Raw genomic sequence first — 21,983 nt, 5'->3', positions numbered from 1 at the left:
CTTTTTCAATACAATAAGGCCGTTGACAGCTAACCATCAACGACCTTATATCTTGTTAGCATAAAAATTTATTTAATTAGCTGTTTGCTATTCTTGCTTCAACCACTTCAATAGCGTGGTCAATACGGGCAAGTACTTTATCTTTATCCAATAAAGCCAAAGTAACATCGAGAGAGGGTGAATTACCACCACCGGTCGCCGCAACACGCAATGGCATACCTACTTTACCCATACCAACTTCAAGCTCTGTTGCTGTATCATTAATTGCCGCATGAATAAGTTCAGGTGACCATTCGCTCAATGCTGCAAGTTTAGCTTTAACTAATATAAGAGGCTCTTTAACAACAGGGCGTAAATGTTTCTTAACCGCTGATGCTTCTAGTTCGCTGAAGTCTTCGTAAAAGTAGCGCGAAATTTGCGCCATCTCTTTTAAAGTTTTTACACGGTCGGCTTGAATTTTAACAATTTCTTCAAGTGATGGACCATTTTCAATATTGATACCTTGCTCATTCATGTGCCAGGCTAAATGTTTTGCGACATAACTTGGCTCCATAGTTTTCATATAATGTTGGTTGACCCAAATTAATTTATCAGTATTAAAACCTGAAGCAGCACGGTTACAATCTTTTAAATCAAAGAGTTCAATCATTTCTTCACGAGAAAATATTTCTTTATCGCCATGAGACCAACCTAAACGCACTAAGTAGTTTAATAAGGCTTCAGGTAAATAACCATCATCACGGTATTGCATAACACCGACAGCACCATGACGTTTTGATAATCGCTTACCGTCATCACCTAAAATCATTGGGATGTGGGCATACTCTGGGAGTGTTGCCTCTAAAGCGAGTAAAATATTAATTTGTTTTGGCGTATTACTAATATGGTCATCACCACGTACAACATGGGTGATTTTCATATCCCAATCATCAACAACAACCGTTAAGTTATAAGTCGGTGTGCCATCGCTACGCGCAAGAATTAAATCATCTAATTCTTCATTAGCTATCGTTATATCGCCTTTCACCATATCTTTGATAACGACTTCGCCATCAAGCGGGTTTTTAAAACGAATCACATAAGGCTTATCGGCAGGATAGTCAGTGCGGTCACGCCACAAACCGTTATACTTTTCTTTCGCCCCGGTTTCACGAGCCTGTTCACGCATTGCTTCAACTTCGTCACTGGTGCTATAACAGCGATAAGCATTACCTGAGGCAAGTAACTGCTCAATAACTTCTTTATAGCGGTCGAAACGTTGGGTTTGAAAATACGGACCATGTGTCCATTCAAGATTCAACCAATTCATACCGTCCATAATGGCATCAACGGATGCTTGGCTTGAACGTTCTACATCAGTGTCTTCGATACGTAAAACGAAATCACCGCCATTTTTCTTGGCATATAACCAACTATAAAGGGCAGTACGTGCCCCACCAACATGTAAATAACCGGTCGGGCTTGGCGCAAATCGAGTTGTTAAGCTCATAAAAATCTCACTATAAAGTTTAAGACTTAAAGGCTATGTTTAAAGACAAGGCTTAAAGTCTACAATTGGTACGATAAAAATTGTCGATATTTTATCAGGTATAGCTAAGGAAAACTTCATTTGCTGAACGAAACAAAGAAAAGAAAACCGCCAACGAGGATAAAACAAGCAAGCTGTTTAATTTTACAGCAAAAAAATTAAATATATCAATCAAACTGAAAAAAAAGCAGAAAAATCTTTGTTTTATGTTGACAGCTTTTCTCATCTCCCTATAATACGCCCCACTGAAACGCAGACAGTGTTTAATTAATTAGACCTTTAACGATTCAGGAAATCTAAGATTGGGCGATTAGCTCAGTTGGGAGAGCACCGCCCTTACAAGGCGGGGGTCACTGGTTCAAGCCCAGTATCGCCCACCAATCTTAATTTTCAAAGATTAAAGTAATTATGGGCGATTAGCTCAGTTGGGAGAGCACCGCCCTTACAAGGCGGGGGTCACTGGTTCAAGCCCAGTATCGCCCACCATAATTACACCTATAGACTTTTCTTTAGATAATCTATACGGACGATTAGCTCAGTTGGGAGAGCACCGCCCTTACAAGGCGGGGGTCACTGGTTCAAGCCCAGTATCGTCCACCATCTTTTTTCTCATTCTTACATCATCTACTTAAAAATTAAATCACTGATCATAATTTTAATTAATATATTAAATTTTAAATCATTTATCTTAAAGACTCTTTTTAATATCATTTTATCTGCTATTGCATATTTCAATTCGATCACAATCCCTGCTCTTTTTTTGTTGCTACTGCCTGCCAACCCACTACTATAAAACTACAATTTCAATTAGTTAAAACGTTCAAAGTCAGCAAAACGCCCTTTATTTAAAGCACACCCACGAATAAACTCACAGCATATTTACCTAAATACACTTAAGTAACCCCCTATTTTCAAGCTACCTGTTTATTGGGAAACTAGCTGTGATAGAAATAATTGCAATGATTTAACAAACGGAGTTTGGTTATCATGAGTAAATTAACTTTAAGTGCATGGCTTATAGCCTCTTTAGCATTAACAATGCCTACAAAAGCATTGGCTGAAAGTATTATTGGCGAGCAATTCGCACAAACCCTTCCTACGATGACTGACAAAGAAACAATCCTCGCGGTAATAACCTTTCAACAAATGCAGCCACTCTCAATGAATCAAATACAGGCGCTAATAGCTTTAGGTATTAGTAAAGGCGTTAAGTCTTCTGCACTGCCTGTAATAGGCGTGGTCGCTAATGCTGCACAAATCAAAGCGATCTCCGCGCGCGACGATGTCTGTTAAATATGGTTAAACCGAAAATTAAGCTATTTTATAGCTAACTCACGGCAAAACTCCGGTGTTAATAAAATTCAAGGAACAGACTTTGTTAATATTAATAGTAATACCGATTATAGTGATAAGGGTGTGACTATTATGGTCAATGACTCAGGGATTGATGCCGCGTATCTAGATCTATTTTTTGGCGACGTGGTCATAGATGATGTTGAGGCGGCCATAGAATCATCAGCTTTGGCTAAAATGAGCACAACCGAGACCTTTATCAGTCGAGGTCAATATAATACTGATGTAAACACAGACCACGGTACCCATTGTGCTGGCATTATTGCAGGCTCTGGGGCCATGTCTGATGGTAAATATAAAGGTATCGCTTCCGATGCCAAACTAACCGGTTACGGCTCAGGTGCTGATTTAACTATTTTAGATGCGGTTAGTGGCTATGATTATGCGATTAATCACCGCTACGATTATCAAAGTCCATTGCGTATTATCAGTAATGCTTGGGGTTCAACCGGAAAATTTGATGCGAACAGCCCAATTGGTTTAGCCTCATATAAAGCTTATACCTTGGGGATATTGTCAATATTTTCTGCCAGAAATTCAGGGGCAGGTAAAAGTAGTCATAACCCTTATGCTCAACTCCCTTGGGTAATATCAGTCGGTGCCGGTAATAGTCATGGTCACTTAGTTGACTTTTCTTCTCGTGATTTATCTTATAAAACGGGCAGCTTTACCATGCCAGATAAGCAAGAATGGACTTATAATAACCAAGTCACAGTTGTCGCCCCGGTCACTACATGGTCTCACCCGAACATCGAATAATGGCCTGGCCTACAGCGCAGATGATGATTTTCTTTTTGACTCCACCTATTCCCCTTTTTATAGCCGTTTTTCTGGTACTTCAATAGCAACATCATATACGGCGGGTGTTGCCGCTCTTATGATGGAAGCTAATCCATTATTAAGTATCGAGGAAATCAAACAATTAATAGCAAAGTCTGCAACTCAGATGCTTGGATACCAAGCGTGGGAAGTTGGTGCCGGCTATATTGATATACAAGCCGCTGTTGCTGCAGCAAAAACATATGTTAAAGCGTATAAATAATCAATCACGACAACACTGTCGGTCTATACTGTACAAAGACTGATGTCACCGCACTAGTAAACAACGAAAGTAGTTTAGCGTCTTTAACTTTAGCCTAACATTTTATTGAATTTTTTCTCGCAGCAGTGACAAAAGAGTAGATATTAACAACAACGCCCTGGCATAAACAGGTCTCGGGGAAGATAATATTAGCCCACTCCAGCAACCAGTATTCCAATGCGATAGCTATACCTAATGACTATTAACTGCCAACTATCGATTGCCGACTATCAACCGCAAGGCAATGCCTAACGAGAAAAATAGAACCAGCTCACCTCTGCAGAGAACAAATAAGAGATCACTTAAAAAGTTGTCAATGATGTTGCTTAACATAGCATTAGCTTATCAAAACGATGCTTAAAAAAGGAGAAACCATGATTAACAGTGTGACCGGCAAGGGGGTGTGGTTAACCGGTAAAGAAAAGGAGGCCAAATGGCCTCCTGATTAATATCCGGTACTAGTTACCGAAAGTAATTACTGAAAGTATTTACTGAAAGTATTGACCAAAAAGACGACCGGCAGTTAAAGCATATTCTGCACGAGTGACGTTATAATCTCCACCAAAGCTAGCATTCAACTGTGGCGTTAAGTCGTAAGTACCTTGAGTAACATCAAAGTGAACATTCAATAATGAAAGCTGTATGGCAAGTTGCACATAACCTTTCATATCGTCGTCAATGTTGTCTTGATCTGCTAGCACAATAGTCTGACCCTTATAGTCAACCGTAATGTCATTTTTGAGATCAAACGCTTTAGCCGTTGATTCTAGTCCTAGAATTTGTACTAAGCTGTAAGCTAGGTCTACTTTAGATACACGACCGTTATGTGCAAACTCACCATTTTGACTAAGCATAACTGGCTGCTGTTTACGTAAGCTATCTTTTAATGCACCACCAACAACCGATACCGATTCAATAAACGCTTGGTAACCATTAGGTACTGTATTAAGGGTTGGCTCTAGCTCGTTGTCTAATGCACGGTATTGACGAACAGCGCCGCCCATGACTAGGTACTTAGCTAAATCTTTACGTTTTAACTTTGCGTCAGGGTTGAAATTATCATTCTTCAAGCCATCCATTAGTCTTTTGCTCACTGCATATTTTATCGCATTTTCATAACGATGAGCGGCTATATCGTTTACCCCTTTAAAGCCAATTAAGTCTTCAAAATTTATGCTAACGTCGAAGTTTTCAGGAGCCATTGGACCATTAGTTAGGTCAAGTGGATCTGGATTTACGCCAGATAAAGAGGTTAGTCCGTCAACTCGAACCGTCCACTTACCTGCCATTCCAGGTGCCGTAACACGCATATCAGTTCCAAGCACAGGTAAAGTTAAGTTACCAAAATACTCAGTGCCCTTAGGGTCAATTAAAACTAATTTAGCCGTATTAGCCAATGAGCTCGCAGAGCCCTTAACCCACAATGCTTCACTATCAACCTGAAATTCAAATGAGTTTTGCAGTCCTAGTGGCTCTGTGACGCCATTGGGTGTTGACCAGATAGAAGTTTCATAGCTTGTTTCACTAATTTCAACTAGCGTATTAGCATTGAAAACTTTACCGCGTAGGTTATTCACCGTGACACTGTGGTTCATATCATAGTTTTTCGCTGCGGCTACTGCTGCACGGGCGTTTACAAATCCAGCACCGACTTCAAAGCGCTCGTAACCTGGCATATTAGTCGCAGATTCTTGTAACAATTTTTTGATGGCCATGTTATCTAAGTCAGGATTAGCTTCTAACATTAGTGCAACAATACCAGCAACATGAGGCGTTGCCATCGACGTACCCGATATCATGGTATAGAAAGGTAAATGAGTAGGGTCCATCGCGTCTACATCAGCTTCACCACCATTTGCGCCGGCATTAGTAACAGCACGAGTAGAAATAACGTCTACACCAGGAGCTACGATAGTAATTTCATTATTGTAGGTCCATTTTTCACCACCTGGCATCACAAACTCGCCAGATTCATACTTATAACCACGTGAAGAGAAACCAGCAAGTGTGCCATCTTTTTCCCCTGCGCCAATAGACATGCCCCAAGGAATTTGTGCATAAGGGTTGTGCGTATCTTCACCTGAGCCTGAGTTACCTGCTGCAAACACAGATAATATACCCATTTTATGGGCTTTATATGAAGCTAGAGAAACGGGGCCAGTCGGGTCGAACTTACCACTTGAACCCCATGAGTTGCTCATTACGCGCAATGGATTTTCGTAACTATCACCTTTAGTAATGGCATAGTCATAAGCGCCTATAGTATCAAGAATAAGAATAACACCACCTGAGCCATAGCCTACTAATTTAGCATCTGGCGCTGCGCCTGGGTACTTGCCATCTGACATAGTACCATATCCAGCAATAGTACCAGCACAATGAGTACCGTGGCCTGAATTAGTATCTGTGTTAGGTTGGTTCTTAAGTATTAGACCTTCGGTTACACCCGTTATGCTTAATAAACTTGCATGTGTTAGACCTTGCACGTTATCAATCACTTTATCGCCAAAGAATAAATCCTGATGGGTAGCATCAATACCCGAGTCATTAACCATTACAGTTACGCCTTTACCGGTATATTCAATGCCATTTTGTTTGAAAAATTCATCACCTTGAACCGCATCAACCCCCGTGATCTCGCGAGCATCAGAATTAAAGTATTCAAGCTCACGATTTAACCATACCGAGCGCACATCACTACGTTGAGCAATGGCTTTAATTTGATCTAAGTTAGCGACTACGCCAATAACAGGAACCGAAGCAAACTGAACAGCCTGACTAATACCTAGTCCAGAAAGATGCTCTAGTTGAGTTGTTGATACGGGCGCTAATTGGTTATAAGTTACTACGGCCATAACCGTTTGAGTACCAACCATAGTCGGTAAAAACTCAGCTAACTGCTCGCCAATGGCTGCGTTAGCGAAAGCTTGAGACGGCATAGTTAATGCCATGGTTGCTGCTGCTATTGCACTTAAGGTAAATTTTTTCATTATTTCACTCGCTCTAGTTATTAAGGGGTCTATAAATTACTTAAGCACTCTATCGAGTTAAGGGGTACTGAGTAAATAGGGGGTTTCCCCTATCTAGTGAACTATTAGGTAAATTAAAATCAGTAAGACAATCAACTCGCTGATACTTTTTTTCTAAAATGACTCACCTTATAGGTTTGCTAATTAAGCAGTTATTTATTCAATAATAGGGGTAACCCCCTATTTTCATCTTAATGGTTTGTTGGGAGACTAAGGATGATAAAAATATTTAAATAATTAAAAACAATTAAAAATATTTAAGATATTTAACCTACAAGTATTAAACATATTGGAGTTTGAAATATAATGAAAAAATTTACCTTAAGTGCCTTGGCTGCAGCCTCTTTGGCAATGACATTACCTACGCACGCTTTAGCTAATGCTGCTATTGGCGAGCAACTTGCACAAGTGCTTCCGACGATGACGGGCGAAGAAACAGTTATGGCCGTGATAACATTTGAACAAATGAAGCCAATATCAGTGAGTCAAATACGGGCGTTAAAAGCCTTAGGTATAAGTAAGGGTGTTCAGTTTTCTGCCGTACCTATTATGGGTGTTGTTGCTAATGTCGCACAAATCAAAGCGATTGCCGGACGAGATGATGTACGATCAGTATGGTTAAACCGTAAGTTAGAGTATTTTAATGCTAACTCTCGTGAAATTACCGGTGTTGACAAAGTTCAAGGTACCGAGTTTGCAAACCGCAATGGCGGCACAGAATATACCGGTAAAGGCGTAACCATTATGGTTAATGACTCGGGTATTGATGCAACACACCAAGATTTATTCTTTGGCGACGTAGTGGTTGATAACGTGCAAGCGGCAACACATTCACTCGATCTCGCTGAAACAGGTATTACAGACGGTTTTGTTATTAAAAACCAACCTAATACCGACTTGAATGTCGGCCACGGTACTCACTGTGCCGGTACTATAGCGGGCTCGGGCGCTATGTCTGATGGAAAATATAAAGGCGTTGCACCCGATGCTGATTTAGTGGGTTACGGCTCAGGGTTAGGTTTATTTATTTTAGATGCGGTTGGCGGCTATGACTATGCTATTAACCACGTTTATGACTATGAACATCCTCTGCGTATTATGAGTAACTCTTGGGGTTCAAGTGGTAAATTTGATGCTAATGGCCCTGTAGCCTTGGCGTCATATAAAGCTTACAAATTTGGTATTTTATCGGTATTTGCTGCGGGTAACTCGGGCTCTGGCGAAAATAGCAATAACCCTCATGCTCAGATCCCTTGGGGAATGTCAGTAGGTGCTGGCGATACCAATGGTAATTTAGTTGACTTTTCATCTCGTGGTTTAGAATATGAAAGCGGTGATTTTAATACGCCAGATGGTAAGGCCTGGACTTACACTAACGAAGTCACAATTGTCGCACCAGGGCGCAACATGGTATCAACGCGTTCATCAACCAATATGGCTGCCAATGGCGGAGATGCTGATTTGGTGCTTGACCCAGCACATATTCCATTTTATACCCGTATTTCGGGTACATCAATGGCAACACCACACACTGCAGGTGTTGCAGCGCTGATGATGGAAGCTAACCCTTCGCTAAGTATCGATGAAATCAAGCAATTAATGAAAGAGTCTGCGACTAATATGCCAGGTTATGAGTCTTGGGAAGTTGGGGCAGGCTATGTTAATGCACGTGCGGCAGTCGCGGCAGCCAAGGGACACGATGCTGATCAGAAGCAATCTGTTAACAACAGCGCAGATGCTCATTTCACGGCCAGTATTAATATGCAGGCCATGAAAATTGCTGAAGGTGCTTTAGCGTTCGAAACACTAGAGTCGCAAGTAATTGAATTTGAAGTCGATGCCAATGCAAAAACCGTACATGTTGGCTTAACGGCCTTAACAAGTGTTAAAGCTGTACTTATTGCACCCGATGGACAACGTTTTGAAGGCGACTCTACCGACCCAGTTTGGGACAGTAACTCGTTTGTAACGGCTCCAGCACAAGCGGGTCCATGGAAACTGTTTATGGAAACTGACGCCTTTGGTTTATCAGTGCCACCAGCTGCTGCAGCTTACGACGAACAGGCACAAACTGATGAAGCCAGTGATAACCATATCAGTTATTGGGTGTGGCAAGATGTTTTCAAAGGCACAGAAGGTATGAATGACGTAGCAGGCCATAGCCAGCAAGCAGCAATAGAAACTGCTGTACTTGAACGTCTTATGGATGGTCGTTCAGCTAGATCTTTTGCACCTGATGCGATGTTAAATCGTCAAGAATTGGCTAAGGCCTTGGTTATGGGAGCATCGGTACGTCAGCATCGCAGTTTAGATAACGAGGCCGATATAAGCCTAAGTGGTGTTAACGCTAGATACCGTATTTTTGCTGAATCAGTTGCTATGTCAGGTGCCGCATTGAAAGATGCTAAACAACAATTTGGTCCCGTGATGATGGCTGATAATAATGGCGACTTCCACGGAAAATCAGCAGTGACTCGTGCTGACTTAGCTTATAGTTTAGTACAAGTTATTGGTAAAACTCAAGAGGCATTAGACTTGGGCGAAGCGCATGAAATCACGGTTAATTACAATGGTGAATCAATCGTGATTGCTGACCAAAGTGATATTGCTGAAGATATGCGCGGTTATGTGCAAATTGCTTTGAACGAAGGTCTGTTAGGTGTTCGCTATAGCCTTAAGCAAGGTCAATTTGATTTACAACCGACAATGGTAGCTACATTTAATCCAGAAAACGGTGTAACTCGTGCTAGCTATGCGATTATCGCTAATCAAATAGATAAAAATTACTTTGTCTCAGGGACAAGTTCGAACGCAGAGTAATAACAGCAAAATGTAGAGCAGAGTACGTATAACATCTACATTCATTAAACGCCCTCCTTGCAGGGCGTTTTTTTTCTCTAGTAAAGTTCAAATGAGATAAAATAAACACTATTCAAGAAGACCTGCTTTATTAGCCATTCTTAGTAGTTCTGCCACACTGCCAACCTGCAGCTTTTTATATATTTTGGTGCGATGATTTTCCACCGTTTTTACACTCATATTGAGTAATTCTGCTATTTTCTTACTGGTATTTCCGGCAATTACTGAGAAAAACACTTCTCTTTCTCGCCGAGTTAATACTTCTAATGGGTTGGAAGCCGGCTGACAATTACTGGCAGATAAGCTTGGAAAGAAAGTTTTACCGTTATAAACATCTTTAATAGCATGAATAAGAAGATCTGAGGACGACTCTTTGAGGATATAACCTTTAGCACCCGCTTTTTGCATCGCTAAAATATACTCAAGTTCGTCGTGCATGGATAAAACTAATATTTTTGTCGTTGGCCGTTGCGACAACAGTTTGTCAATTGCCACCAGTCCACTCATATTTGGCATAGAAATATCCATCACCACAACATCAGGATCGGTTTTTAAGGTTTGACTGATTAATTCTATTCCATCTTTACATTCAGCCAAGATAGTAAACTCGTTACCCGCCTTTAAATAGTTCACTAATGCTTGGCGCATAAGCACATGGTCATCGGCAACAACAAGTGAAATACTCATAATGAAAGAGCCATGGTATAACCGCTATCATCTTGGGGATCTTTGACAAAAATGCACCTGTACAAGCGTTTTACTAATTCACTTAATTGACTTTGTTCAAGTTTATTCAAATTAGCCTCTGTGTCTGGGTAAAGAAAAAATAATGCAATACACCACTAATAATAGGAGGATGCATAGTGTTGTTCTGCAAATTTTCATGTTTTCTTAACAAGTAATAAAAGTTATTTACCCTGTTCACCGTAAATTTTATTATGGCATAATTATAAACTTTAGCATTGTATAAAACATTTAAAAAGCATCAACTTATTCCTCAGCCAAGTAAACCTTGCTGTGGCTAATAATGTCCATAAAGTTTGATCAGTTTGTCAAAGCGGTCGACTAACTGCCGCTAAAAAAGCTAGAGACAGAAACTTTATCAGCCGAAAGTCAGCTTGACCATTAACCCAAACATTTAAATTATCAAGACTAAATATTAAGTGAGCTTTGAAAAGACCGGTTTTAATTGACGAAGTGCGATAATAAAATTTACGACTAAATAATCTATACCTTATCCTTGTCACACTTCTTTATGTTATAATTGTTGCCATTAAATTTAATATCACTAGGCTAACGTTACATGTCTTCACACCCTATCATTAATATTTCGGTTGAACCAATCGAGCTTTGTAAATTACTAAAAATTGCCAATATGGTCGGTGGTGGTGGCGAAGCCAAAATAGTGATAAGCGAAGGTTATGTTCTAGTTAACAATGAAGTTGAGTTTCAAAAACGAAAGAAAATTCGTCATGGCGATACCGTTGAATTTGATGGCGAAATTTTTGAAGTTGCCCATACTCCAAAACAAAAGTCATCAACGACTGCAAAGCCCAGTGGAGCTGAAACTAAAAGTTCGCTTAAAAAGAGTAAATCAAACACTAAAGAAACCTTTGTTTCTGCAGAGCAGGCAATTGAACCATCATCTTTGCCGGCGAAGAGAAGACCTATTTCATTCTAAGTTTAGACAAAGTTAATTGTATACCCGCTGAAAAACGCTCCTTAAATGGGTGGGAAATTCACCCCCCTACTTTACTTTAGTAATAAAAAAGCTATGCTTATCCATCAGTTATACCGCTTATAACAATAAGAGTGGTCATTGTTGCTGACAACGGCAATATCTTTTTGGCGTAGTATTTGTTAATAACAATGATATGCTATTGTTTTAGCACTTGTGCCGTAAAATATAATTTGGTCTGCTACAACAACATAATGAAATGGATAATATGAAAGAAAAAATACTTGTCGGTGCTAGAGAAACTATAGATTTACCCGAATTAGAGCTATTTGAGGTTGCGACCCGAATTGATACTGGCGCACAAACTTCATCGCTCCATGTTGATCATATTTCTGAAAATAAAGTCACTGGCATGTTGGACTTTGAATTTCATCCTGATTCTCACGATGTCACTAAGACAATTAAATGTTCAGCAAAAATAGTCGATAGAAAACGTATAAAATCTTCTAATGGAGAAAAAGAAAGTCGCTATATCATCAATACGTTGGCGGTAATGGGCGAATTAACATGGACAGTAAGACTTTCATTAACCGACCGGTCAAGCATGAACCACCTAATGCTATTGGGACGTGAAGCGATGAAAGGTGAAATGTTGGTCGATCCAGAATTTAGTTATCTCGCTTCAGTAGAAAAAATATCACCGAGTGTTGAGTAACGTTAACAGTAATCAATGAAGTAAAAGCCTTAATATGACCTTGAGGTTAACATTTTATCGTAGATGATTTTGTAGTAAGCGGAGTGATAAATTCGCATATTGCGTGCGTCGAAGATGACAGGATCATTGGTGATGGTTTAGTTCAATGTCTATTAATGGATAATTACGCCGTTGATGGCTTCAAACTAAAGAATCAGATGAGAAAGCATTTAGCCTGCCACTAAATTACAGACTAAAAAAATGATGAATATCTGTTCAAAAAATATCATTGCTTGCGCTGAAGATGAAGAAATAACAGGCCTCTGTGCCAATACTCTACGAAGTTAGCTTGGGTCTGAAGTCTATCAGACCAGATATCGTTACCACGAAAACCTTTTGATTGAAGATCAACACTGCCATTAAACCATGGACGATATAAATCTTTATCTTTTCTTGAAATTCGTATAATTATTTCATCAGCAAGATTAGTGGCTGCCAGTTTACTCCAAATATTTTCTTCCTCAGCGCGAATATCTTTCACTAAGTTTGTATCTTGCACTAGCACGTTGAATATATTTTGTGTTGCGTGAACAGGAGCAACCATAACAATAGCCATCAGTAAAATTAGATCTTTCATATCTTTCCTTTAAATGTTTTGTATTCTTAATATTGTGATCATAATTTTCCACCTCTATTTAGACTCGTGAAAGTAAAATAAAGTCACATTAACCATAAACACAAAAAATCATTGATAATGCAGACAGAGTAAAACCTAAAACTAGTCAACACATCACTTATTTTCAGTCTAAATAAAACACCTGAATAAATTTTTAACACTTCGCTTATTATCAATAAATATACTTTGATTACTTGCCCACTATTTGATTAAATTACTTTGTGACTATTTGACTAACAGCCTTTCTATAAAGGCATTATTATTGCAAAATGAAGAGATGAACAATGAGAATTTTACTATTTTTGGCCACTAACATTGCCATTATGATGATTTTGAGTATTACCTTTAGTTTATTTGGTATTGAAAGCTTATTAGCAGAAAATGGTGTCGACCTTAATTTTCAATCATTGCTCATTTATGCCACGGTTATTAGCTTTAGTGGTTCGTTTATTTCCTTGTTTATTTCTAAGTTTATGGCGAAAAGAAGTATGGGCGTCGAGGTTATCGTGACGCCGAGTAATCAAACCGAGCGCTGGCTACTCAAAACAGTACAAGAACAAGCCCTTAAAGCCAATATTGGCATGCCTGAAGTCGGTATTTTTAATCATCCTTCACCGAACGCTTTTGCAGCGGGTTGGAGTAGAAATAATACCTTAGTCGCGGTAAGTACCAGCTTATTAAGTCACATGAGTCAAAATGAGGTAGAAGCGGTTCTTGCTCATGAAATAAGCCACGTCGCCAATGGCGATATGGTAACAATGACACTTCTGCAAGGGGTGTTAAATACCTTCGTGATGTTCTTATCACGCATTATCGGTCATGTGGTTGACCGCAATGTATTTAACGTAAAAAGTGGTCACAGACCTGCCTTTTGGATTGTCTCATTAGTTTCTCAACTCATATTGAGCTTATTAGCGACTATGATAATGATGTGGTTTTCTCGCTATCGAGAATTTAGAGCAGATGAAGGTGGTGCAAGCCTTGCGGGCCGAAAAAATATGATTGCAGCACTCAGTAAACTAGAGCAACTACAAAAATTGCCCCAGCTACCGACCGAAATGTCAGCTTTTGCCATTAGCTTAAGCAAGATGAACGCACTCTTTTCGAGTCATCCGCCATTAGCAAAACGCATAGTATCGCTGAGCACTAAATAAATAAGGGAGCTATTGTGTTGTCACGTTTGTATGATTTTATGCCAGGTTTAAACACCTTCTTTAACTATGAAAGAAGTTGGTTTGCTGATGATGTTAAAGCGGCATTATCGGTTGCAGCCGTTGCATTACCGGTTGCTATAGCTTATGCACAACTCACCGGAGTTAATGCCGTAGTAGGCTTGTACTCCTGTGTATTACCTATGCTGGTATATGCATTATTTGGGACCTCTAAGCAATTAATAGTTGGGCCTGATGCGGCAACTTGTGCAGTTATTGCGGCACTGATCACCCCTTTAGCCGCCGGCGACAGTACTAAGCATTGGCAGTTAGTTATTACCATGACAGCGATGACCGGTTTTTGGTGCATTCTGGCCAGTCGATTTAAGCTTGGTGTATTGGCTGACTTCTTGTCTAAACCTATTTTAATGGGGCTGTTAAATGGTGTTGCCATAACAGTTATTGTTGGTCAATTTTCTAAAATATTTGGTTTTACCTTTGATGAAAGGTATCTGCTTGAACGTTTGGGCGGTGTCCCTGATTACTTAGCACAAACACATTTCCCAACATTAACTATCGCCTTATTTACCCTGGCTATTTATTTTGGTATGAAACGCCTAAAGCCCACTTGGCCTGCTTCAATGTTTGCGATTGCGTTAGGTGCAGCCTTAGTATGGCTTTTTAAATTAGAGCAGTTTGGTATAAAAACCATTGGCGTTGTCGAGGGGGGCTTACCCTTATTTCAAACACCTGAATTTAATGTCGGTGTTATTCGTGAGCTTGTTATGCCAGCACTTAATTTAGCAATAATAAGTTTTGTTAGCATGATGCTCACCACTCGCAGCTTTGCCGCAAAAAATGGCTATGACGTTGATGCAGATAAAGAATTTATGGCTTTAGGTATTGCTAATTTAGCGTCGGCTTTATCACAGGGTTTTGCCGTCAGTGGCGCCTCTTCTCGCACCGCAGTTAATGATTCCAATGGCGGTAAAACCCAATTAGTCTCTATTATAGCCGCAGCCATTATTGCTATTATTGCTATTTTCTTTACCGCACCCCTTGAATTTATTCCCAGTGCCGCCTTGGGGGTTGTCTTGATTATTGCTTCTGTGCACCTACTAGATCTTAAAATGGTCTGGAAACTCAGACTAAAAGACCGACAGGCATTTTACTTAACCTTAACCACTTTATTAGCGGTGTTATTTATTGGTGTTATTCCCGGTATTACCCTTGCTGTATTACTAGGTTTATTCCAATTTATTAGGACGGTAATGCGCCCCACCGACCATATACTCGGTGTTGATATCAACGGTGTAGTACGAAGTTTAGATGCCAGTGATAAGGCAAAAGCGGTGAACGGTATTTTTATTTATCGTTTTAATTCGCCTTTAACTTACTTTAATTCTAGTTTCTTTAAACGCCGATTGTTAGAACAATATGCCAGACAAAAAGATGACATTGAGTGTGTAATTATTGATGCTGTGCCATGTTTTACTCATTTAGACTTAAGTGTGATGGCGATGCTATCAGATTTAGAGGTTATTTTTAGAAAGCGCGGGGTTCGTCTTGAGCTTGCTGGCAGAAAAAGACAGTTGTTGGCGTGGTTTGTAAAAGCAGAGATTAAATCAGGTCACGAAGGAATTTATGTGCATTCTGATTTGTATTTAGCCTTGAGAATGAACCAACGTAAACAAATCACCGAAACCGTCAGCAGCGCAGAAGAACTGACGCTTTAGCGTAAAATAATGCCATGCTTTTTATGGTAGTCCTGCAATAAACAGCATCACTCAATATGATAAGTACAAAGCCTGTTTAACAAAGATTAAACAAGCTTTGTATTAATGGTTACGCAATTACTTAGACTTGACCATGTCATCTGACTTCATTACAAAATCAACAGCTAATAATTCATTAATATCAACGAAAGGGCTAGCGTTCATGGTAATAATGTCAGCAACTTTTCCGACTTCGAGTGTTCTTAAACGCTTTGACATCACTATTAAATCAGCCGCGTTATTCGTCGCCAATTTTAAAATTTATTGTGATGTCATATCAGCTTTATACCTATCATTAAAGGCTCGCGACCAATTCAACACAAACCATTGAATTTGTTTTTTTATAAAGCTAATCCAAAAGAAGACGGTGCTTTATCATCGGTCTACAATATATGCTGTACTCATCAGATAAAATTTGAAATGGTCATATTGACTATGCACAATAAAGTTGAGCTTGTTTACCGCCTTTGTCAAAAAACTTTTATTTTTTGTGACTATTTAGAAACAGTCTAGTCTATAGACTATTGTTCTTTATAAAAACAGGAAATCAAACATGAAAATAGCAATATTATCTAGAAACAAGAAGTTGTACTCGACTCGTCGTTTAAAAGAAGCAGGTGAAGCGCTGGGTCACCAAGTTGACGTTATCGATACACTGCATTGTTATATGGATATCACTAGTGATAGATCTGTTGTGCGCTATAAAGGTAAAGAGCTGCCACAGTACGACGCTATTATACCGCGTATTGGCGCATCAATTTCTTTCTATGGCACCGCTGTAGTCCGTCAATTTGAAATGACCGGTGCTTTTAGTGTCAATGAATCTGTAGCGATTAGTCGCTCTAGAGACAAGTTACGCTCTATGCAACTTCTGTCAAGAAGAGGCATCGGCTTACCAAGAACCGGCTTTGCTAATCGTCTTGATAATGTAAAAGATTTAATTAAGAACGTCGGTGGCGCACCTTGCGTGATTAAGTTACTGGAGGGTACACAAGGTATTGGCGTCGTACTTGCTGAAACAACTAAATCAGCAGAAGCGATTGTTGAAGCATTTATGGGTTTAAACGCTGATATTTTAATCCAAGAGTTTATCAAAGAAGCCGGTGGTGCTGATATTCGATGTTTTGTTGTTGGAGACCGTGTTGTTGCCGCAATGAAGCGTCAAGGCGCCGAGGGTGAATTTAGATCAAATTTACACCGCGGCGGTTCAGCGGTACTCGTTAAGCTTACCCCAGAAGAAAGAGCAACGGCCGTATCGGCAGCAAACATTATGGGGCTGAACGTTTGTGGTGTTGATTTACTGCGCGCCGAACGTGGCCCTGTGGTCATGGAAGTAAATTCTTCGCCGGGTTTAGCCGGTATTGAAGCCACGACTGAAAAGGATGTTGCCACCATGGTCTTCAAGTTTATTGAGAAAAAGTTTATTGAAAAGAATGCTAGCGCTAAATCCAATCGAAATCGCACCCAAGGTAAAGGGTAATCCCATTGTTTAATCGCGATAATTTAGGGTCGTGACAGCCGATATTTCAGTCTTCACGACCACAACATCCTCTGAGTTCACTCAATACCGGTCAATGCACTGACATACTGCATGACCTTAACTTGAAGAGAATATTTACGGTTTTCTGCTTTCAAGCCAACGATAAAATGAGCTATCGTTGGTTTGTATACATCATTGCAAGAATGCTTACTAGCCTATAGATTAGACGTTTTCTATTATTCAAAAACAAGATAAAAAACTATCAATGATATTCACAATAAAATCACTAAAATCACTAAAATATATTTTTAAAATAATCACTTTTGCTGTGATAACAACACAGAGCCGTCTAATAAACATTAATATTATGACCAAACCTCCCTATTAAGACGGCTGTTTTTTACGCGATTTTTACTATTTTCTTACGCTCAATATTGGTTTAACTTTTTATGCCTAGCGGCTATTTTAATTGAAATATTTTGATTGCCTCTTTCACTTGTTCTTTATTGATCGGCTTAACCAAGTAATCATCCATCCCTGCAGACAAGCACTTTTCTTCATCACCAACCATCGCATTGGCCGTCATAGCAACGATAGGAACATTTAGATAGCGAGCTCCTGCATTACCTTTCCTAATCGAGGCTGTCGCTTGGTAACCATCCATTTCAGGCATTTGACAGTCCATAAAAATAAAAGTAAATGGCTGGCTCTCATCACTTGCTTTAAGCTTTTCAATGGCATCTTTACCGTTAATGGCAATAACACATTGGGTTATTCCTATTTTTTTCAATACCGCCATAGCAACCATTTGATTAACTCGATTATCCTCTACCAGTAGTAATTTAACCTTTTTTGTCCAGCTACTATCCTCATCAGATAAACGTGTTGATTTAGCCATAGTCACTTCACTGATGAGCTGTTTTTCAGGTTCAGCTAATAAAGTGTTTAATGCTCGTTGTAAATCTGTGGTAATTACCGGTTTAGGAAAAAAACCATCAATACCACTTGCCGTGCTATCGGCTAAATCATGCTGAATGCTCATTAGCGTCATAAACATTATTTTTAGATTTTTATGCACAGGATTTAAGCGCACTGTTTTAACAAATGCTAAAGCATCTAAGTCGGCAAGTTGTTGATTGATGATCAACAAATCATAGTGGTCATTTTCTGTTTGCTTATTAAGAGCCGTGAGCGCAGGTTGTAAGGTTGTTATGATATCAGCTTCTACATGCCAGCAGTTTAATTGGCGTTTAATAACGTTAGCGCAGGATGGATTTTGCTCTATAACCAGCACACGTTTGCCTTGCAAAGCTTTTACAGGTTGAGACAATAAAGAATCCGCTGATTTTTCTAACAATAAATCACAGCTAAAGGTACTACCTTCACCTGGGTTACTATCAACATCGACACTGCCTTGCATACATAAGCAAAGCTTTTTAACGATAGCAAGACCAAGCCCTGTGCCGCCATATTCTCGTGTTGTTGAAGCATCAACTTGACTAAACACTTCAAACAATCCTTGCTGCTTATCTTTTGGTATACCGATACCAGTATCAGATATTTCAGCAATAATTCGCCAATGCGTTGTCGAGTGATTTTGCTGGCAAAGACGAATAACCACCTCGCCTTGTTTGGTAAACTTAATAGCATTAGCTAATAAATTGGTCAATATTTGACGAAGTCGATTAGGATCGCCAACCACTAGCGACTCTTCAATATCAACAAGGTCAACGATTAACTCTAAGCCTTTGTGCTGAGCTTGTTGCGCAAAAGATTCGGCTAAGTCACCAACCATATCACGTATGTTAAAACTAACATTTTCAAGTTCTAACTTATTAGCGTCTATTTTGGAGAAATCTAAAACGTCGTTAATTAATGCTAAAAGCGAGTGAGCACTTTGCTTGGCGATACCTATTCGATGATTTTGTTCTTGGCTTAACACAGAGTCTTTAACTAAATCCAGCATACCAATAACACCATTCATTGGTGTTCGTATTTCGTGGCTCAGACTAGCAAAAAATTCATTTTTAGCGGTTACCGCTACTTCTGCTTGCTCTTTCGCTTTAATAAGAGCGATTTCATTCTCAACGATTGCGCTAACGTCATAGTTCACACCTATCATTGATACCGGTTTTTTATTATTGTCGTAACTGATAATCGCCGCTGCTTTGATATACTTTATTTCGCCATTTGGCCATATAATTCGAAATTGTGTATTGTACTGACCGTGTACTTTAATTGCATTAATGAATTCACGACCGGCCTTCTCGATATCTTCAGGATGTACACCTTTGTCCCAAACGTCTTTCGCACTTAAAGCTGGTTGACGGTCGACACCATAAAGCTTAAACATCCAATTGTCCCACTTTAATTCATTACTAAGCAAGTTAAGTTCCCACACACCGATACCGGCAGAGTCTGTTGCTAATCTCATTCGTTGGTTGTGATGGCTAATACGCTGTTGGCTTACCTTTTTATCAGTAATATCTTGAAATGAGCCATACAAACGCACACATTTCCCATCGGTAAACTCGGAACGACCACGAGCAGACACCCAAATTTCTTTACCTTTGGCAGTGACCAACTCCATATCTTCCTCGTAAGCACTACCGTCTTTCATACACTTGGCAATTAACGCTTGTACTTTATCTCTACTTTCTCCTTCTTTATAAAAATTAATTGCCTGAGATAGTTCGGGGTGATAGTCATTAGGCACTTCATGAATGACTTTAGTCATTTTTGACCAGTAAACATTGTTGTTAATTAGGTCAACTTCCCAGACACCAATGCGAGCTTGCTGTGCCATTCCTTCCATTAAAGATTGTTGCCCTAACAATCTATTTTTATGTTTAACACGTGTTAACTCTACACTTATCCAATGAGAAAATAATTGAATTAGGTCTAATTCCCTCGTGGTAAAGGGGCTTGCCGATGCCTCAGGGCCAGAAAAACTTAATGTGCCAAACAGTTTGCCATCAACAGTCAGTGGCACACCAATATAGCTTTCTAAACCAAAAGCTTGATAACACGGATGATCTTTTATTTCACTTTCACCTGCATGGTAAAAAGAAATAGGCTGGTTTGCATGTAAGGTATGAAAACAATAGGTATTGCCTAAATCAAAAATATCTCCAGGATTAATTTCATTATTCGGAGTATGGCAATAGACAACTCGATATTCTTGATGATGAATTTCACTGATCAACGCAAGCGGCAAATTAAATATTTTTTTTCCAAGCTCTAAAATGTTTTGAATTTTATCAATTAAGCTTTTGTCTATATCCGAGGTTATTTTATGGAGTTTATTAAGAGTCAGTTCAGTTTGCTTAATACCACTAATATCGTTCTGAATAACAATAAAAGATTCTGCCTTATTGTCATTGTTAATCAGTGGCACTATGGTGGTACTTAACCATAGCTCTCGGCCACCTTTGATTTTATTAATGGATTCGCCATGCCAATATTCTTTAGCGATAGCTGTTAGAAATATATTTTTATAATCGTCTTGGGTATAACTTTCAGCGCAGATTTCAACAACACTGTGACCAAGGATCTCTTCTTCACGGTAACGATAGAAATCAAGAAAACGTTGATTAACTTCCGTTAACGTACCCTTTTCATCGACATTGACTCGATAAACAATCGCGTGCTTATTTATCGCCAGCATTAACTCGACACTTTTTTGTTTAGAAAGTGAAAGTTCATGGTGATAATTGCTAATGAGCCGTTGCAGCGGTCTAAAAATGAAGAAGCTTATCGCAAATAATAGGGCCATTGAGACCAGCCATAAAAACGCCTCGAGTCTTTCTATGTTAACTATACGCTGATTAGTATGCTGCTCTATTTTGGAAACGACTAGATCTAAAGAAATCAGTAAATTATTATTAGACTCTAGATTGAATTTTTCTTTAACTATCGCCTCAGCATTCTTTTTGTTTTGAGTCAGACTAAGCGCGATAGCACTTTCAGCGAAGTGATTGACCCGTTTGTTAAGATCAGTCGGCGCGTTAAAATACCATAAGTATAATTCACTAGGCATGCTATTAGATTCGTTAACCACCATCATTGTTAAAAGTTGCTGGTTAGTCGTAAACAATTTGACCGTATCGAAAAGATTTTTTGTCACCTTCTCATCAATTTCAGCCGTAGTTATATTGTGATAATGCTGAATGGCTAGATAAGCTATTTTTTGTGACAACATTCTTTGGCCGCCAGCAAGATTAATCGTTTCAGCATCTTTGGCTTGTTGATTAAATAATAGCATCAAACTTAAAAATGATAGGCTAATTAACACAGCAATTAAAGCTATCGCTAATGAGTTACGACGTTTAATTCTCTGTTGAAGCGTTTTAATATTAGTCATATTATTTTGTTTACAATCCTTTAGCGGGCCCAGCGGCGATTTCAGCAATGACCTGACTATCTCTAAGACAACGAGGCTAGCTTAACCCATTAATTAATTGTCGAATATTATCTCTGCCCAAGTATAGAACCTATATTCACATTAACTAAATATTAGATCAAATAATCAATAACTTATTCAAGGTCTACTGGCTAACTTTTATTGATGAATCTCTATATGGAAGTGAAATTATAATAGATATAAAGCGGACTAAAATAATATTATTATGTCATCTACCGGTTTTTAATAGATTTTAGCGATGAAAAAATTTTGCCAA

The 21,983-nt window shown here is 39.1% G+C and carries 15 protein-coding genes and 3 tRNA genes; 12 read left to right on the top strand and 6 right to left on the bottom strand.

The window, feature by feature from the left end; translation table 11 throughout:
• Positions 1-76 precede the first annotated feature (76 nt).
• Positions 77-1,489, bottom strand: a complete 1,413-nt coding sequence (gene gltX, locus H4J66_RS08065; RefSeq protein WP_182172922.1) for a glutamate--tRNA ligase — start codon at positions 1,487-1,489, stop codon at positions 77-79.
• 343 nt (positions 1,490-1,832) lie between these two features.
• On the opposite strand from gltX, the gene H4J66_RS08060 reads away from it, so the two are divergent.
• The 6 genes from H4J66_RS08060 (at position 1,833) to H4J66_RS20295 (ending at position 3,923) form a co-directional block, all read left to right on the top strand.
• Positions 1,833-1,908 (top strand) — tRNA-Val (locus H4J66_RS08060).
• Between the two features lie 30 nt (positions 1,909-1,938).
• Positions 1,939-2,014: transfer RNA gene (locus H4J66_RS08055), tRNA-Val, on the top strand.
• 38 nt (positions 2,015-2,052) lie between these two features.
• Positions 2,053-2,128: transfer RNA gene (locus tag H4J66_RS08050), tRNA-Val, on the top strand.
• Positions 2,129-2,515: 387 nt separating this feature from the next.
• Positions 2,516-2,821 (top strand): hypothetical protein, encoded by a 306-nt coding sequence (locus tag H4J66_RS20305; protein WP_259368629.1) that lies wholly within the window; start codon positions 2,516-2,518, stop codon positions 2,819-2,821.
• Between the two features lie 132 nt (positions 2,822-2,953).
• Positions 2,954-3,640: a S8 family serine peptidase gene (locus H4J66_RS20300; RefSeq protein ID WP_259369091.1), complete on the top strand. Its 687-nt coding sequence runs from the start codon at positions 2,954-2,956 to the stop codon at positions 3,638-3,640.
• The gene (locus H4J66_RS20295; protein ID WP_259368631.1) at positions 3,597-3,923 is read left to right on the top strand and encodes a S8 family serine peptidase; all 327 of its coding nucleotides are present in this window, start codon (positions 3,597-3,599) and stop codon (positions 3,921-3,923) included. The genes H4J66_RS20300 and H4J66_RS20295 overlap by 44 nt, the downstream gene beginning before the upstream one ends.
• Before the next feature lie 527 nt (positions 3,924-4,450).
• Here H4J66_RS20295 and H4J66_RS08040 read toward each other — a convergent pair.
• The gene (locus H4J66_RS08040; protein WP_182172919.1) at positions 4,451-6,952 is read right to left on the bottom strand and encodes a S8 family serine peptidase; all 2,502 of its coding nucleotides are present in this window, start codon (positions 6,950-6,952) and stop codon (positions 4,451-4,453) included.
• 345 nt (positions 6,953-7,297) lie between these two features.
• On the opposite strand from H4J66_RS08040, the gene H4J66_RS08035 reads away from it, so the two are divergent.
• Entirely contained in the window at positions 7,298-9,811 is a 2,514-nt protein-coding gene (locus H4J66_RS08035; RefSeq protein ID WP_182172916.1) for a S8 family serine peptidase, read from the top strand.
• 108 nt (positions 9,812-9,919) lie between these two features.
• Here H4J66_RS08035 and H4J66_RS08030 read toward each other — a convergent pair whose 3' ends face one another.
• Positions 9,920-10,537 (bottom strand): response regulator transcription factor, encoded by a 618-nt coding sequence (locus tag H4J66_RS08030; protein WP_182172913.1) that lies wholly within the window; start codon positions 10,535-10,537, stop codon positions 9,920-9,922.
• Positions 10,538-11,153: 616 nt separating this feature from the next.
• Here H4J66_RS08030 and H4J66_RS08025 point away from each other — a divergent pair.
• Both H4J66_RS08025 and H4J66_RS08020 read left to right on the top strand, forming a co-directional pair.
• On the top strand, positions 11,154-11,531 hold the full coding sequence (locus H4J66_RS08025; protein ID WP_182172910.1) for an RNA-binding S4 domain-containing protein: 378 nt from the start codon (positions 11,154-11,156) through the stop codon (positions 11,529-11,531).
• A gap of 265 nt (positions 11,532-11,796) precedes the next feature.
• On the top strand, positions 11,797-12,243 hold the full coding sequence (locus H4J66_RS08020) for a RimK/LysX family protein (protein WP_220463242.1): 447 nt from the start codon (positions 11,797-11,799) through the stop codon (positions 12,241-12,243).
• Positions 12,244-12,508: 265 nt separating this feature from the next.
• Here H4J66_RS08020 and H4J66_RS08015 read toward each other — a convergent pair whose 3' ends face one another.
• Positions 12,509-12,859, bottom strand: coding sequence for a hypothetical protein (locus tag H4J66_RS08015; protein WP_182172904.1), 351 nt, complete (start codon positions 12,857-12,859; stop codon positions 12,509-12,511).
• 323 nt (positions 12,860-13,182) lie between these two features.
• Here H4J66_RS08015 and htpX point away from each other — a divergent pair, with 323 nt between their 5' ends.
• On the top strand, positions 13,183-14,052 hold the full coding sequence (gene htpX, locus H4J66_RS08010; protein WP_182172901.1) for a protease HtpX: 870 nt from the start codon (positions 13,183-13,185) through the stop codon (positions 14,050-14,052).
• Positions 14,053-14,066: 14 nt separating this feature from the next.
• Positions 14,067-15,785, top strand: a complete 1,719-nt coding sequence (locus H4J66_RS08005) for a SulP family inorganic anion transporter (RefSeq protein WP_182172898.1) — start codon at positions 14,067-14,069, stop codon at positions 15,783-15,785.
• A 117-nt stretch (positions 15,786-15,902) separates the two neighbouring features.
• On the opposite strand, the gene H4J66_RS08000 is transcribed toward H4J66_RS08005, so the two are convergent.
• Positions 15,903-16,076 (bottom strand): amidohydrolase family protein, encoded by a 174-nt coding sequence (locus tag H4J66_RS08000; protein WP_220463241.1) that lies wholly within the window; start codon positions 16,074-16,076, stop codon positions 15,903-15,905.
• Between the two features lie 301 nt (positions 16,077-16,377).
• On the opposite strand from H4J66_RS08000, the gene rimK reads away from it, so the two are divergent.
• A complete protein-coding gene (gene rimK, locus H4J66_RS07995) occupies positions 16,378-17,304 on the top strand; it encodes a 30S ribosomal protein S6--L-glutamate ligase (RefSeq protein WP_182172895.1) in 927 nt (308 codons plus the stop codon).
• 460 nt (positions 17,305-17,764) lie between these two features.
• Here rimK and H4J66_RS07990 read toward each other — a convergent pair whose 3' ends face one another.
• Positions 17,765-21,667 carry a response regulator gene (locus H4J66_RS07990; RefSeq protein WP_182172892.1) on the bottom strand — a complete coding sequence of 1,301 codons (3,903 nt, stop codon included), beginning with the start codon at positions 21,665-21,667 and terminating at the stop codon, positions 17,765-17,767.
• Positions 21,668-21,983 lie beyond the last annotated feature (316 nt).

This window comes from Colwellia sp. MB3u-55 (assembly GCF_014076785.1).
In the GTDB taxonomy this organism is placed as follows: Bacteria; Pseudomonadota; Gammaproteobacteria; order Enterobacterales; family Alteromonadaceae; genus Colwellia_A.
The sequence above is the reverse complement of the archived record's forward strand: the minus strand, read 5'-3'. Positions and strand labels throughout refer to the sequence as shown.